Genomic DNA, 14,823 nt, shown 5'->3' with positions numbered 1-14,823 from the left:
GAATCAAGGGAGTACGACTATTGAGCAAGAAGTCATCAAAAAAACGCCAGCCGCGAGTTGAGGCCAAAAAACAGGAAAGCGTCGTCTTTGGCTACGAGGAGATGCTAACGGAACTGGAAGCAATCGTTGCAGATGCCGAGCTGCGTCTGGAAGAAGAAGAAGCCGCCTGAAAAGGCGGCTTAGCGTTATGCCGGATGGCGACGCTAATGCGTCTTATCCGGCCTACGGTTTTGTAACGATGCGCCCCCGCAGGCCGGAAAGCTGCGCGCCATCAGGCAGTCAGTCGCCAGATTAATGTGCCTTGCTGGCCATAATCTCAATGATCTGCTTGTCGGTTTCCTGCATTGAACGACACGCCAGCGCACACAAGTTAGCGATAGATTGTTCCACGTTATGTGCCACAATCCCTTCGTTGCCGGTTACAGCAGTATCATCCAGCGCCATGAGTACCGCTTTCCAGGCTGCTGACGCACTGGTAGAGACTTTCATTGCGCAGCTGTTCGAGGCGCCATCGCAAATCATCCCACTCACGTCACCAATCATACTGCTGATCGCCATCGCGATAGTGTTGTAACGACCATCCACAATCCATGCCATCCCCGCCGCGGCGCCCATTGCTGCGGTCGTTGCCGCACACAGCGCAGACAAACGCGGAAGCTGATGATGGATGTAGATAGCACTCAGATGAGACAACATTAGCGCACGTGCCAGTTTCTCCTCATCCGCGCCAAAGTGCTCGGCCACCACCATCACCGGAACAGTCGCGGTAATGCCCTGATTTCCGGAGCCTGAGTTGCTCATGGCCGGCAGAGTCGCCCCGCCCATTCGCGCATCCGATGCCGCACTTGTACGGATCAGAATAGAGGTGGAGAGATCGTTAGCCAGCAGACCACGTGCACACTGTTTCTCAAGCGTGGTGCCGATATGCAAGCCCCAGCTACCGCTTAGTCCTTCCTGTGACAACGCGCCATTCAGTTTTGCCGCATCAAGGATAAAGCGGATCGACTCAAACGGTACCGCGTTCACGAACGCCAGAATTTCTTCCAGCGAGGTGTGAGACAACACCGCCAGCGGCGACTCCTGTTCCTCTTCCTGAGCATTCTGTTCTGTGGTGAACACCACGCCCTTATTGGTCTCAATGTGAACTATGTTGGTATGACCGCCCACAATCGTCACGCACGCCCATCCTTCAGCGCTGTAAACCTTCGCGCGGGAAAAGAGGATGTCCTCGCAAGGCTCCTGCAGCATCACCGCCACCTTCCCGGCGCTCAGCATCGCTTTGGCATCGGCAATCGCTTGTGGCGACGCATCTTTCAGTACTTCTAACCCAGCCCCGGCATTTCCCCCCAAAGCCCCCAGCGCAGCCGCGACGGGAAGACCGACCATCCCGGTACCCGGCACGGTAACGCCCATGCCGTTTTTCATCAGGTTTGGTGAGACCCACGCATCAATGCGTTCCACCGCGCCGTCCAGCTCAGCAGAAGCGACGGCCGCCGCCAGAGCCAGAGAGATAGGTTCAGTACAACCCAGCGCAGGTTTCACTTCTTCCTGCACCGCGCGAATAAAACTATCCCATAATGGATTCAATGTAGTCTCAAACATAACAACAACCCTTGCTCAGATAACTCAGGAAAATGCCAGGAACGGAGAAACGCACAACAACAGGCCGGTGACGATAATCAGGTACAGAGAGGCGCCTTTGTATTTGTGCAATGCAGGAACTTTATAGACCAGCCAGGCCGGGATCAGACAACCCACCATACCGAAGATTGGGCTACAAATAGAGGTGAAGCTCAGTACCGGCGCATTGAGTACAATTGCACTCCAAGCCAGTAAGATAGCGAAGACCATGATGCCGCGTTGAACCAGCGTTTCGTTGATCTTCTCGGCTGGCATTTTGCGGCGCAGCACATTCATCACGATCCCCTGAGTGGCTTCACGAAAGCCCAGGTAAACGCCGAAGAAGGCGGTCATCACGGCGAAAATGTTCAGGATAACGCTGACGATTTTCACCCACCCTGCACCATCACCACTGATAAACTGCGCGGCAATCGCCAGAGCGGAAATATTCTGCTCATAGGCTTTAACCGCTTCGTCGTGGCCCATCGCCAGCGTGAAGGACACGGCGTAGAAAAAGACGGTGACAAACAGAATACCGAACGCGATGTTCATGGCACGCAGAGCTTTATGGCGTGCCACTTCAATCGATTTCTCACGAGATCGGTACGAAATAACCATCGGGCTTAGCGTCTGAATAAACAGAATTGAAGTCAGGGTAAACGGCAGCGTGATAATTGCGTTTTTGATCAGCAGCGCCATCGGCGGCAGTGAGCCCGCGTTATACAAATGCCACATCCCCACCATCGAAACACCAAGCGCGGCAACCACCAGCAGCTTGGTCAACACCATGCCCGTGGAGATCTTAAACAGCAGTTTTTCTCCGCGTGACGAGATGGCAACGAGGATGCAAATCAGCACCAGGCCATAGAACGGGCTGTCAGACAGCAACCCTTCAGTGACGCCAAACGTGTGCAGATAAGAGGCGCTATCGTTAGTGATAGCCGTGGAGTAAACGAACATCCAGATAACCAGCATCACAAAATATAATGCGCCTAACAGGATGCCCCAGTTTTTACCCAAATAGCCGCTGATTACGCTCGGGTAGTCTTTGCATTCCGGGGATTCCGCCAGCGTGTTGATAAACAGGCGCTGGAATAAATACATCGCAGGATAGCCGATAATGGAGGAGAGCAAGAACACCCACAGCCCCATCAACCCTACCTGAACGGGAAGAAAAACAATCCCCGCACCAATTGCCATCCCGATACTCATAATGACCCAGCCGGTGTCCGTGCTGTCGAACTTAATGGCTTCCTGCCATTCACTTTCGGTCATTCCCGCCCGACGCGCAGGCGCTGATGCGTCGAGTATTACGCTACTATTCGTTGCCGTTTCCATAATTTCCCGCTTAATGTGTAGGTAGAGGTTTTTTTTATTTTATCGCACTGCTTCAAGGCGATACGCAGTACTTAGGTGCAGGCGAGCTATTGGAGTAATGAAGAAATCATACGCGCAGGGTCAGAGAAAAACTTCACAAACAAACCCCTGTAATTTCTAAAAGTTAAGAAATATTTTCTCTTTTAAACTCAAATAAAGAATGTAATTTCTAATTTTGAAGCCGATCACAACAAAAAAGGTGCACTAAAGTGCACCTTTTTTATTCTGCTATGTTGATTAATTCATTCATTGCCGGATGGCGGCGCTTGCGCCTTATCCGGCCTACAAACGCGCACAAACCGTAGGCCTGAAAGCTGGGCGCCATTAGGCTCGGCTTTTAACCTCAGGTACAAACAACTTTAATTGCCAGGCCTCCACGTGAGGTTTCACGGTATTTGTCGTTCATGTCTTTGCCCGTCTCGTACATGGTCTCGATCACTTTATCGAGTGACACGCGTGGCTCGGACGTCCGGCGTAACGCCATTCGTGCGGCGTTGACGGCTTTTACTGCGTTGATCGCATTACGCTCAATACACGGTATCTGCACCTGTCCGGCGACCGGATCGCAGGTCAGCCCCAGGTTATGCTCCATCGCGATTTCCGCTGCAATACAGACCTGCGCAGGGCTACCACCCAGCAATTCTGTCAGCCCGGCTGCCGCCATGGAACAGGCTACGCCAATCTCTCCCTGGCAGCCGACTTCGGCACCAGAAATCGAGGCGTTCATCTTATACAGCGCGCCTATCGCCCCGGCAGCCAGCAAATAACGGGCGATGGAGTTGGCATTCACCGGACGGCGGAACTTGTCGTAATAAGCCAGCACGGCAGGAATAATCCCGCATGCGCCATTGGTCGGTGCGGTCACAACCCGACACCCGGCGGCGTTTTCTTCGCTCACGGCCAGCGCGAACATGTTGATCCAGTCAATGACGTTCATCGGATCGCTGGACAAGTTATCACTGGAGACCAGCAGCCGCCGCAGTGCCACGGCGCGACGCGGAACGTTGAGTGGACCAGGCAGAACGCCTTCGGTGTTCATGCCGCGTTCAATACCAGCGTGCATGACATCCCAGATCGCGGCGAAGCCAGCATCAATCTCTTCTTTGCTGCGCATCGCCAGTTCGTTTTGCATCATCAGACCGGAAACGGACAGCCCGTTACGCTCACACAGTTTCAGCAGTTCGCTGGCGGAATGAAAATTGTAGGGCACGTGTGCTTCAACATCATGCGCCTGACCAAATTGCTCCTCTTCAACGATAAAACCACCGCCGACGGAGTAATAGGTTTTGCTTAATAGTGTCCCGGTGCCGTTCCACGCGGTGATACGCATGCCATTTTCATGGCGCGGCAGCGTTTCGCTATGAAAGAGAATATTTTCGTCTGGGGAAAAATCGACAACATGCGTGCCCTCTGCAACCGGTAAACGTCCGGTACGGGCCACTTCCTGAGTAAAACCAGCGATAGAATCTATATTCACGTTTTGCGGACTGTTACCGGCCAGTCCCATCATGATGGCGACATCTGTCGCATGACCTTTTCCGGTCAGGGAAAGCGATCCATAAAGATCGACCACAATATGCGTAGCTTTGGGGAGTTCCCCGCTGCTGACCAACAGATCGATAAAGCTTTTACCTGCGTTCATTGGCCCCACGGTATGGGAGCTGGAAGGTCCAATGCCAATCTTAAAAATATCGAATGCGCTAATCATATCCACACCCTCGGATTGCCGTTCAGTGAAGACCAGGTTTCACACTCATTAAAGGATCGGGGCGATCCTGAGATCGCCCCGCAGGGGATTACACCGTGTCGCCACGTACGGCGATGGCTTCAATCTCCAGCTTCACATCCTTCGGTAAGCGGGCGACCTGCACGCAACTGCGCGTGGGGTAGATTGCCTTGTGCTCATCAAAGAACTGCTGGTACACCTGGTTAATGGTGGCGAAGTCGTTCAGGTCAGAAACGAAAACGGTCGTCTTTACGATATCGCTTACTTTCAAACCTGCGGACTCGACGATCGCTTTCACGTTTTCCAGACTTTGACGCGCCTGATCGGCTACGTTTTCAGCCACTTCACCGGTCTGTGGGCACACCGGGATTTGACCTGACGTCAACACCATGCTGCCCAGATCCACACCCTGTACGTAAGGCCCAATCGCCCCTGGCGCACATTCGGTTGCAATAACTTTTCTCATAATCCCTCCGGCGTCAGAGCGCCTGGGTGAAAGTACGTGAAATAACATCCTGCTGCTGTTCGCGGGTCAGCGCGTTAAAGCGCACCGCATAGCCAGATACGCGAATCGTCAGGTTCGGATAGTTTTCCGGGTGCTCAATCGCATCCATCAACATTTCACGGTTCATAACGTTAACGTTCAGGTGCTGACCGCCTTCCACATGCGCTTCATGGTGGAAGTAACCGTCCAGCAGACCGACCAGGTTGGTTTTACGCACTCCATCCTCTTTGCCCAGCGCTGCAGGCACAATGGAGAAGGTGTACGAGATACCGTCTTTGGCATAGGTGAACGGCAGTTTGGCGACCGAGGTTAACGACGCTACCGCACCTTTGCGATCGCGGCCGTGCATCGGGTTCGCCCCTGGCGCAAACGGCGTACCTGCGCGACGTCCGTCCGGCGTGTTACCGGTTTTCTGTCCGTACACCACGTTGGAGGTGATGGTCAGAATGGACTGCGTCGGCACCGCGTTACGGTAGGTTGGCAACACTTTAATTTTCTTCATAAAGCGTTCAACCAGGTCGCAGGCAATGCTGTCTACGCGCTCGTCGTTGTTGCCGTATTGCGGATAGTCGCCTTCGATTTCGAAATCAACTGCCAGACCATTTTCATCGCGAATCGGTTTCACGCGAGCGTATTTGATAGCCGACAGAGAATCCGCCGCTACGGAGAGGCCCGCCATACCACACGCCATCGTGCGATAGACATCACGATCGTGCAGCGCCATCAGCGAAGCTTCGTAGCTGTACTTGTCGTGCATGTAGTGGATGATGTTCAGCGCGCTGATGTACTGCACGGCCAGCCAGTCCATAAAGTGGTCCAGGCTCTCCATCACCGTGTCGTAATCCAGCACATCATCCATCAACGGTGCGGTTTTCGGTCCGACCTGGATTTTCAGTTTCTCATCCACACCGCCGTTGATTGCGTACAGCAACGTTTTGGCGAGGTTGGCACGCGCCCCGAAGAACTGCATTTGCTTGCCGATAACCATCGGGCTGACGCAGCAGGCAATGGCATAGTCATCGCTGTCAAAGTCGGCACGCATCAGATCGTCGTTTTCATACTGCAAAGACGAGGTGATGATAGACACCTGGGCGGCGTATTTTTTGAAGGCAATTGGTAGCTGCTCAGACCACAGCACCGTCAGGTTCGGCTCAGGCGCCGGGCCCATGGTGTGCAGCGTATGCAGGTAACGGAACGAGTTTTTCGTCACCAGCGTACGGCCATCCAGCCCCATCCCACCGATAACTTCGGTCGCCCAAATAGGGTCACCGGAGAACAGGGTGTCGAATTCCGGCGTACGCAGGAAGCGCACCATACGGATCTTCATGATGAAGTGGTCGATCAGTTCCTGCGCCTGCTGCTCGGTTAAGGTACCTGCTTTAAAGTCACGCTCAATGTAGATATCGAGGAACGATGCGGTACGGCCCAGCGACATCGCGCCGCCGTTCTGGGATTTCACCGCAGCCAGGTAAGCAAAGTACACCCACTGTACCGCTTCCTGCGCATTACGCGCCGGGCGGGAGATATCGCAACCATACTTCGCCGCCATTTCCTGCATTTGCAGCAGGGCGCGACGGTGTTCAGACAGTTCTTCACGCAGGCGAATTGTGGCTTCAAGATTCTGGCCCCACTCCAGATTCGACTGGAGATCGGCAAATTGCAGTTCACGTTCACGCACCAGGTAGCGAATACCGTACAGCGCCACGCGGCGGTAGTCGCCGATGATACGGCCACGACCATAACCATCCGGCAGGCCCGTCAGTACGCCGGATTTACGACAGCGCAGCATATCCGGAGAGTAGGCATCGAACACACCCTGGTTATGGGTTTTACGCAGTTCTGTAAACTGATATTCAAAATCAGCGTCCATCTCACGACCATAAGCATCAAAAGAGCTTTTGATCATATTGATGCCGCCAAACGGATGCAGAGCGCGCTTGAGCGGCTTATCCGTTTGCAGACCAACAATCTTTTCCAGTTCTTGTTCAATATAACCCGCATCGTGTGCGGTAATTGTCGTTGCAATATTGGTATCGAAATCAACCGGCGCATGCGTTGAGTTTTCAATACGAATACCCGCCATCACCTTTTCCCACAGCGCAGTGGTTGCTGGTGTTGCTTCGGCGAGGAAAGATTCATCCCCTTCATAAGGCGTGTAGTTGTGCTGAATAAAATCACGGACATTAATTTCTTCTTTCCAGTCCGTACCTTTAAAGCCATTCCAGGCTTCGGCATACAGCATATCGCTGGTATCGATATTTACCTTCATGAAAAATAATCTCTCTGCTGAAAATTAATTATGCAAATTCTACTGGTGTATTAATTTTGCCTAACGCAATGGCATCACGCGCAATCATTTTCTCTTCATTTGTGGGAATTACCGCACAAATAACACGAGCATCTTTATTAGAGATAATTCTTTCGCCGTGAGAATTTGGCAAACTATTCATCTCGCTGTCGATATTCACACCTAAAACGGCAAGATGCTCAATCACCAGACGGCGAATTAATACTGAATTCTCACCAATTCCACCGGTGAAAATAATTCCATCAAGACGATGCAACGATGCAGCATGTCCGGCGATATGGCGTGCAATACGATGCACAAACGTTTTAATCGCCAGTTGTGCGCGTTCGTGTCCTTCGTGCCAGGCTTTTTCCAGCGTACGTAAGTCGGACGACAAACCGGAAATACCCAACAGGCCAGATTCCTTATTCACTACGCGTTCAAGGTCGCTTAGCGTCTGGTTGGTTTCACTGGCGATCCACGCCATCGCACCGAAGTCCACATCACCGCTGCGAGTCCCCATCATCAGGCCTTCCAGCGGCGTCATCCCCATCGAGGTATCCACGCTCTGTCCATTACGAACCGCACAGATAGACGCGCCGTTCCCGAGGTGAGCCACAACCAGGCCAGAATCGTCATGCGGTAGCTCAAGCAGCTCATGCGCACGTTGAGAAACATAACGGTGCGACGTGCCGTGGAAGCCATAACGACGAACACCCAGCTCCTCAAAATATTTCCACGGTAAACCGTACATATACGCTTCAGGCGCCATTGTCTGGTGGAAGCTGGTATCAAATACCGCGACCTGCTGCACGCCTGGGAAAAGGTGCTGAGCGGACTCGATCCCACTCAGGTTCGCATAATTATGTAACGGTGCTAAAGGAGAGACCCGGCGAATATTCTCGATAACTTCGTCAGTAATAATTGCTGATTCGGTAAAGATATTTCCGCCGTGGGCAATACGGTGGCCAATTAAGGCCACGCTGTCCATTAAATTACGGTTCTCCAGTTCAACGGCAATAGCCTTTAATGCATCTTCGTAGCTGTGGTGAGCCAGCTTAGCTGGCTCACCTCCATTAATGGCTATGAACGCATTTTCAGAGTTAATACCGTCTGCAATTCCCGCCATTAAAACTTCACAGTTTGCTGCATCCAGCACTGAGAATTTAATGGAAGATGAACCGCAGTTAATAACCAGTACTACCGGAAACTCATTCATTTCACTACTCCGCTCATCCTGAGCTTATGGATTAAAACAGTTTGTAAACGATGTTCAGGATGGTCAGCAAACCAATCACGGTAACAAACACGTTATCCAGACGGCCACGGTATTTCGCCAGTGACGGCGCTTTACGGATGGCATACATCGGCAGCAGGCAGAGCAGTGAGGCGATAATTGGCGCACCCATCGCTTCAATCAGGTCCAGGATGTTCGGGTTGGCGTAAGCTACAACCCAGGTGGAACCCATGATGAAGATCATGCTGATAGTGTTGAGTTTGCCGGCGGAAACTTTGGTTTTATCGCCTTTGTAACCAAACTTCAGCACCAGACCGTTCAGACCTTCCAGCGTGCCCAGATAGTGACCGAAGAAAGATTTGAAGATAGCAACCAATGCGATGATTGAAGCACCGTATTCCAGAACGGTGGCGAAGGTGGACTTCGTACCGGACAGTGACGCGAAGTGGTTCGCCAGGTAAGACAGTACTGGAATGTTCTGCGCTTTCGCTTCAGCCATGTTGGCCGGAGAGAGTGTGAACAGGCAGCTAAAGGCGAAGAACATTACCACCGCAACCATCAGCATACTGGCGCGGGAGATGATTTTAGAACATTTCTGCTCGGTAAATTCACGACCAAAATCTTTCTCATACTCTTCACGTTTAGAGACCACGAAGGAAGAAACAATCGGCGAGAAGTTGAAAGAGAACACCATGATGGAAATACCCAGCCACACAGTGACCAGAATACCGTCATGACCCGTCAGCGCGATATTGCTGAGATCAACCTGCTGGATAACCGCAGAGTTCCAGTAAGGAATCAATGACAGAGAGATAAGCACCAGGCTGGCAATAAACGGCCATACCAGGTAGCTCATCACTTTAACCATCAGGTCCTTACCAAACCAGATGACGAATGCCATCAACAGCAGCAGGAACAGGGCGACAAAGCCACGGTTCAGCGCAGGCATCTGTAACTGGTTTTCCCAGAAGGTCATAAAGGTGTTGGTAATGGTGACGCCGTAAATCCACAGCAGCGGACAAATCGCAAAGAAGTAGAGGAACGTGATAACCACGCCGCCCGTTTTACCAAAGTGCTCTTCAACCGTTTCTGTGATGTTGCCGGAAGGATTAGAACCGGAAAGACACAGGCGTGCCAGCGCACGGTGGCAGTAGAAAGCGATGGGGTATGCTAACACCAGCATCAACAGAATGGGGATCAAGCCGCCAAAACCTGCGCGGATAGGGAAGAACAACACCCCGGCGCCGATGGCTGTACCAAATAAACCCAGTGTCCAGGTGGTGTCTGATTTGCGCCAGGACGATTGTTTTGTCTGGCTGGATACAATGCTATCAGTAGTACTCATATCCTATCCTCAACGAAGTATATTAAGCGTCAACTAAACCAGTAATTTGGGATACACGAGAAAGATCGATATTACCGCCAGAAATAATGCTGACTGTTTTTCTGTTCTGGATATAGCTATCTAATTTCCCGCTTAATAATGCTGCGCATGCCAGCGCGCCGGCACCTTCAGTCACAACTTTATTTCGCTGAATTAATGCCACCATGCTGTTGCGAATTTCATCTTCGCTGACCAGGACAATGTCATCTACCAACTCACGAACGATTTCATACGTTAAAGTACCCGGGCGAGAGACGTCACAACCATCCGCCAGGGTGCCGGTCGTTCGGTGCGTGGTTATTTCTCCAGCGTGGAAAGATGCCGCCATGCCGTGAACGTTTTCAGACTGCACACCAATAATTCTAATTGTTGGGTTGATAGATTTAATTGCTACGGCAATACCCGCAATCAGTCCGCCACCGCCAATTGGCACAATCACGTTATCGACATCGTACAGATCTTCCAGAATTTCCAGACCAATAGTGCCCTGACCAGCAATAACTTTCGGGTCATCATATGGCGGAATAAAGATACGGCCTTCAGTTTCCACAATCTCGCTGACCTTCGCGATGGTGTCGTTGAAGTTGTCGCCGTGCAGCACAACTTCTGCGGAGTAATCGCAGGTTGCCGCCACTTTAGATTTCGGCGCGCCTTTTGGCATCACCACTTTGCCGTCGATACCGAGCATAGCGCAGGAGAGAGAAACGCCCTGTGCATGGTTACCCGCAGAACACGCCACCACACCTTTGCGTCTTTCGGCTTCGGTTAATGAACTGAGCTTATTAAAAGCACCACGGATTTTAAATGAGCCCGTACGCTGCATGTTTTCGAATTTGAGGAAAATTTCCCCTTTGCAACGTTCACTAAAATAGTTAGAGCGAGGCATTCCCGTTTTATAAATTTTCCCCGCCAGTCTTTTTTTCGCTTCGAGGATATCTTCAATTGCAACTGGGAGATCGTATGTAATGTGCATTAGAACCTCTTACTAGGGTATTAAAGTAAATAGATAGCCGTGACCATTGTCAGATATAGACAGATGGCGTTTATTTTGTGTTAAAACAAATTCAATCTTTAATCAATTTCAATTAATTGCCTTCGTCTCCGACAATTATATGATGAATATTCTTTGGCTAATTCCACCAAAATAGATGCTGCTTTTTTAATTCGATAATTTTTCGACCATACGGCGGCATAACGCGCGACGGGTAAGGTTTCTTCTACCGGGATAGTAATAAACTGGTTTGAGCCAAACGGTGTGGTCATATCGCAGGGAATTACTGTTAAGAAATCAGCATTGAGAACAAGATTATAAATCGTAACGACAGAGTCTGTTTTAACGATGTTTTCACTGCTGATGCCATTATTTTGTAACGTGGTGAGAAGTTCGCTGTAGTACCCCATATTCGTTTGTGGCAACACCCACTGTTCGTTTTTCAACGCGCTCAGCGAGGTGATGCCGGTGCATGTTCGGGACTTGCTGGCAACCAGGATGAAGTCTGACTCAAAGAGCGGCTCGACGTGCAGATCGTGCAGTTTCATCTCATCACTTAGCGTACCGATGGCGAAGTCCAGACGCCCGTCACGAATCGCCGGTAAGAAGGAGGAGAGCTGAGCTTCATACATAGAAACCTGCGCTTTCGGGAACACTTCTTTGAATTTTTTAATCATGCCGGACATGATGGTAAAGGCAATCAGTGAAGGAAAGCCAAACGACACATCAACGACCGCGTTGCTGGTCATGCTGTTCATCTCATCAACCATGTTTTTCATTTCGCGGGTAATGGATTCAGACCATGAAAGCATCACCTGACCTGCCTGGGTCAGCGTCACACCGGTATTTTTACGTACGACTAACTCAATGCCAAAATAAGCCTCAACATCGTTAATGATTTTGCTGACAGCGGGTTGAGTTAAACCTAATTCTTTTGCAGCCGAGCCGATAGAACCACTTCTAATGACTTCCTGAAAGACCACTAAATGCTGTGTTTTAGGGAGAGTAATAGTATTCATATCGACCTGCGTTAATTACTTTGTTGACGGCAGGAAGTGTACCAAATTAAGCAATCGAGGATATGTGCGACCACTCACAAATCCCCTTCACTTACATTTTGTAAGATTATTATGAAACAATAAAACACATTGTAATCAATGAATTACAAAAACATGATCTCACTTTAACCTGACTTTAATCAAAAAAAGATGGGGGGATAACGGAATTTTATGGCAATAACACACCTGTTTTTTTCGCTATTTCTAAAAATCGTGAAAGGCTATATTTCAATCAATTACAGAGCAATTATCCGGCAAAATGATGCTTAAATTTAATAAGCAACTTATCAAATTTAATTATATTTTAATTGTAACCATGAATAAATAACGCCATGCATCACATTTTTTCGCCTTATTTGTTTGTAAAGAAACATTGCATTTATTAATATTTAAATTAAACAACACATAAAATTATCATATGCAACATTACATTAACACTGATTTTGTACGATTTATCAGCGAGTAATTTTGTGATGGCGATCGATTGCGTTCATTTATTCTCGAGAAAAACGTATCGCACAGCGTTTTGTGTTGCTTGTCACAAAACGGGAAATATCCACCAGTACCTTTTGCCAGAAAAAGAAAGTTATCCCCTTCAATAAAGGGAAAGCCACTTCTCATTGCGAGCCGCCGGGTTACATCATTAACGCCATACTTAAATGCGCTGTCACTTCATGAAGGGGGATTTGCACCCAGCAATGGTTTTCTTCATCACAAAAAGTGACCTCATTGTCGCTACCGTCGATAAGCAAAATAAAACGTGCCCCCTGGCGTTGCGCGTTCTTCTGCCGGGTCGATAAGCGTAGCGTGGAGCAATCATTGACAATGCTCAAATGCGGGAAATTACGCCTGAGCCGGCGGCCAAGCAGTATTGCCTGATCCCGTGCCCGTTCCTGGCTGGGTATGATGACAACATCGACATGCTTAGCGTAATCGCTGCTTTTTTTCGTCGCGGTGAGCAACTGCATAATCGGTTCCAGCATAAAAGCGAAGCCACATGCAGAGACAGGATGCCCAATCAGCCGGCTGGCGCTATTGTCGTAACGCCCGCCCCGACACAGTAATTTATTGTGATGCAACGAATCCGCATACCATTCGAAAAGCTGGTCGTTATAGTCATTTACGGGGAAGAGATTTTTATCGTGGGTAAAAGGAATATTCAGTGAAGTCAGTGAGTCGCAAAGATGCGTAAAACGCTGACGGGATTGTAATGACAGGCATGCTTCAAGTTGCGGCGCTTTTTCTGCCAGCCGCAGCATCAAATTATCTTTATCACTCAGTAAACGCTCTGGATGTTGCTCCAGGCAAGCTAACTGCCTGGCATTAAGCAGTGATGCCAGCGGCTGATAGTATTGCTGCAAGTGACGGCGAAATTGAGTGAACTCCTCGACATTGCCTAATGCATTGATTTTGAGTTCGACAAACGGCAACAGCTGTAGTGATTTGAAAAAATCGTACTGTAAGGAAATGAGTTCAATCTCAATGCCAATATCTGGATAGCCAAACGCTTCCACGCCTAATTGGTGAAATTGGCTGATGTTCTGCTGGTTCTGACGGCGGAACATTGCCCCCAGATACCATAATCGTGTGCCGATTTGTAAATTCTGATATTGCGATAGAAGCCGTAGACAGCCCATCGTTCCATCACCACGAAATAACGCCTGATGATTAAGCATTAGCTCATCACTTTCACCGGAAAAAGACCTCGTCGCGTTTTCTTCCAGCCTTTCAAGAAGTGGCATGCGGATCTCCTTGTAGCAATACTGCTGCAATAAATACTCCGCTTTTTTTTCCAGCCACTCCCAGTCTGCGGCGGGGTTCTGGTAATGCTTACGTGGACGACCACTTTTTCGTGGCCGCAGATTTCGCTGATATTTTTCTTCCAGCGACTGAGAGTAAGGCGTCGTTGCCAGTAGGCAGTTTTGCACCAGTGATGACTCAATACGCGTAATGACGGCTGGAACAATCATCCCCAGGCAAAATCGCTGGTAGGCACCTGAACGCTGCGCCGCATTTTCTCCGAGACGCAAGTACTCTTCATGGGGAGTGATCCGCACTTCGGGGGAATCAGCAAAGCTATGATGAGGTGTTTCATCCACGCAATGGCATTCAACGTATTTTTTTGTCAGTAAGAAATAGGCGTTGGGTTCGACGGGGCAGCAATTGTATCGACTATCCCAAAGCGTACCGTGGCGTTGGTGACGGTGGTTGAAGTAGTGGGTGTAACCTTTGGCGATATATTGCATAAAACGCCCGAGGCATTCTTTATCAGGAGCGGACAGAAATAAAAATATTTTCTTTGATGAAAGTGAATACGCATGTAATTTTACTGCATAGATACTCATTGCGGTATCGACGCATTGATAAAAATACTGGTAATCTTCTTCACCTTTAAAAATAGTTTCATCATTATGCCCGCACAATTGCACGAGGTGAGGAATTCCATCGATAAATAATCGGTTTTTTCGTGGCATAGGAATAATGTGTAAATAATATTTAAGTTGACTAAATAGTGTTTTTTATTAGTGCATAAGCCACGTCTGTTAATATATTACGATTTCTAGGTAATGACTCCAACTTATTGGTAGTGTTTTATGTTCAGATAATGCCCGATGACTTTGTCATGCAGCTCCACCGA

At 49.5% G+C, this 14,823-nt stretch carries 12 protein-coding genes; 1 reads left to right on the top strand and 11 read right to left on the bottom strand.

Translation table 11 applies throughout. The annotated features are described in order from the left end of the window. Nucleotides 1-20: 20 nt before the first annotated feature. Entirely contained in the window at nucleotides 21-170 is a 150-nt protein-coding gene (locus RYZ59_RS21650) for a hypothetical protein (RefSeq protein ID WP_137382493.1), read from the top strand. A gap of 121 nt (nucleotides 171-291) precedes the next feature. Here RYZ59_RS21650 and RYZ59_RS21645 read toward each other — a convergent pair whose 3' ends face one another. The 11 genes from RYZ59_RS21645 to RYZ59_RS24840 all read right to left on the bottom strand — a co-directional run. Continuing rightward, nucleotides 292-1,602 (bottom strand): serine dehydratase subunit alpha family protein, encoded by a 1,311-nt coding sequence (locus tag RYZ59_RS21645; protein ID WP_318050643.1) that lies wholly within the window; start codon nucleotides 1,600-1,602, stop codon nucleotides 292-294. A 24-nt stretch (nucleotides 1,603-1,626) separates the two neighbouring features. Continuing rightward, nucleotides 1,627-2,958, bottom strand: a complete 1,332-nt coding sequence (locus RYZ59_RS21640) for a hypothetical protein (protein WP_318050641.1) — start codon at nucleotides 2,956-2,958, stop codon at nucleotides 1,627-1,629. Nucleotides 2,959-3,340: 382 nt separating this feature from the next. After that, nucleotides 3,341-4,705 carry an L-serine ammonia-lyase gene (gene tdcG, locus RYZ59_RS21635; protein WP_318050639.1) on the bottom strand — a complete coding sequence of 455 codons (1,365 nt, stop codon included), beginning with the start codon at nucleotides 4,703-4,705 and terminating at the stop codon, nucleotides 3,341-3,343. Between the two features lie 88 nt (nucleotides 4,706-4,793). Beyond that, nucleotides 4,794-5,189: an enamine/imine deaminase gene (locus RYZ59_RS21630; RefSeq protein ID WP_318050637.1), complete on the bottom strand. Its 396-nt coding sequence runs from the start codon at nucleotides 5,187-5,189 to the stop codon at nucleotides 4,794-4,796. 13 nt (nucleotides 5,190-5,202) lie between these two features. Beyond that, nucleotides 5,203-7,497 (bottom strand): formate C-acetyltransferase, encoded by a 2,295-nt coding sequence (gene pflB / locus RYZ59_RS21625; RefSeq protein WP_271442074.1) that lies wholly within the window; start codon nucleotides 7,495-7,497, stop codon nucleotides 5,203-5,205. Nucleotides 7,498-7,525: 28 nt separating this feature from the next. Next, complete coding sequence (gene tdcD / locus RYZ59_RS21620) at nucleotides 7,526-8,734, bottom strand: propionate kinase (protein WP_318050633.1); 1,209 nt, start codon at nucleotides 8,732-8,734, stop codon at nucleotides 7,526-7,528. A gap of 31 nt (nucleotides 8,735-8,765) precedes the next feature. After that, entirely contained in the window at nucleotides 8,766-10,097 is a 1,332-nt protein-coding gene (gene tdcC / locus RYZ59_RS21615; protein WP_137382487.1) for a threonine/serine transporter TdcC, read from the bottom strand. 22 nt (nucleotides 10,098-10,119) lie between these two features. Next, entirely contained in the window at nucleotides 10,120-11,109 is a 990-nt protein-coding gene (gene tdcB, locus RYZ59_RS21610) for a bifunctional threonine ammonia-lyase/L-serine ammonia-lyase TdcB (protein ID WP_137382486.1), read from the bottom strand. A gap of 98 nt (nucleotides 11,110-11,207) precedes the next feature. Beyond that, nucleotides 11,208-12,146 carry a transcriptional regulator TdcA gene (gene tdcA, locus RYZ59_RS21605; protein WP_003828596.1) on the bottom strand — a complete coding sequence of 313 codons (939 nt, stop codon included), beginning with the start codon at nucleotides 12,144-12,146 and terminating at the stop codon, nucleotides 11,208-11,210. Between the two features lie 674 nt (nucleotides 12,147-12,820). Continuing rightward, nucleotides 12,821-14,659, bottom strand: a complete 1,839-nt coding sequence (locus RYZ59_RS21600) for an ATP phosphoribosyltransferase regulatory subunit (protein WP_202037670.1) — start codon at nucleotides 14,657-14,659, stop codon at nucleotides 12,821-12,823. 104 nt (nucleotides 14,660-14,763) lie between these two features. After that, nucleotides 14,764-14,823, bottom strand: a 60-nt coding sequence (locus RYZ59_RS24840; RefSeq protein WP_071528444.1) for an IS1 family transposase, incomplete at its 5' end; no start/stop codon positions are given.

The sequence above is a fragment of the Citrobacter sp. HN-141 genome (assembly GCF_033341895.1).
GTDB lineage: Bacteria > Pseudomonadota > Gammaproteobacteria > Enterobacterales > Enterobacteriaceae > Citrobacter.
The sequence above is the reverse complement of the archived record's forward strand: the minus strand, read 5'-3'. Positions and strand labels throughout refer to the sequence as shown.

What these genes read in the sequence shown, in the direction of transcription:
- RYZ59_RS21645 (WP_318050643.1), bottom strand. Translation starts at nt 1,602, where the DNA reads ATGTTTGAGACTACATTGAATCCATTATGGGATAGTTTTATTCGCGCG.
- RYZ59_RS21640 (WP_318050641.1), bottom strand. Translation starts at nt 2,958, where the DNA reads ATGGAAACGGCAACGAATAGTAGCGTAATACTCGACGCATCAGCGCCT.
- tdcG (WP_318050639.1), bottom strand. Translation starts at nt 4,705, where the DNA reads ATGATTAGCGCATTCGATATTTTTAAGATTGGCATTGGACCTTCCAGC.
- RYZ59_RS21630 (WP_318050637.1), bottom strand. Translation starts at nt 5,189, where the DNA reads ATGAGAAAAGTTATTGCAACCGAATGTGCGCCAGGGGCGATTGGGCCT.
- pflB (WP_271442074.1), bottom strand. Translation starts at nt 7,497, where the DNA reads ATGAAGGTAAATATCGATACCAGCGATATGCTGTATGCCGAAGCCTGG.
- tdcD (WP_318050633.1), bottom strand. Translation starts at nt 8,734, where the DNA reads ATGAATGAGTTTCCGGTAGTACTGGTTATTAACTGCGGTTCATCTTCC.
- tdcC (WP_137382487.1), bottom strand. Translation starts at nt 10,097, where the DNA reads ATGAGTACTACTGATAGCATTGTATCCAGCCAGACAAAACAATCGTCC.
- tdcB (WP_137382486.1), bottom strand. Translation starts at nt 11,109, where the DNA reads ATGCACATTACATACGATCTCCCAGTTGCAATTGAAGATATCCTCGAA.
- tdcA (WP_003828596.1), bottom strand. Translation starts at nt 12,146, where the DNA reads ATGAATACTATTACTCTCCCTAAAACACAGCATTTAGTGGTCTTTCAG.
- RYZ59_RS21600 (WP_202037670.1), bottom strand. Translation starts at nt 14,659, where the DNA reads ATGCCACGAAAAAACCGATTATTTATCGATGGAATTCCTCACCTCGTG.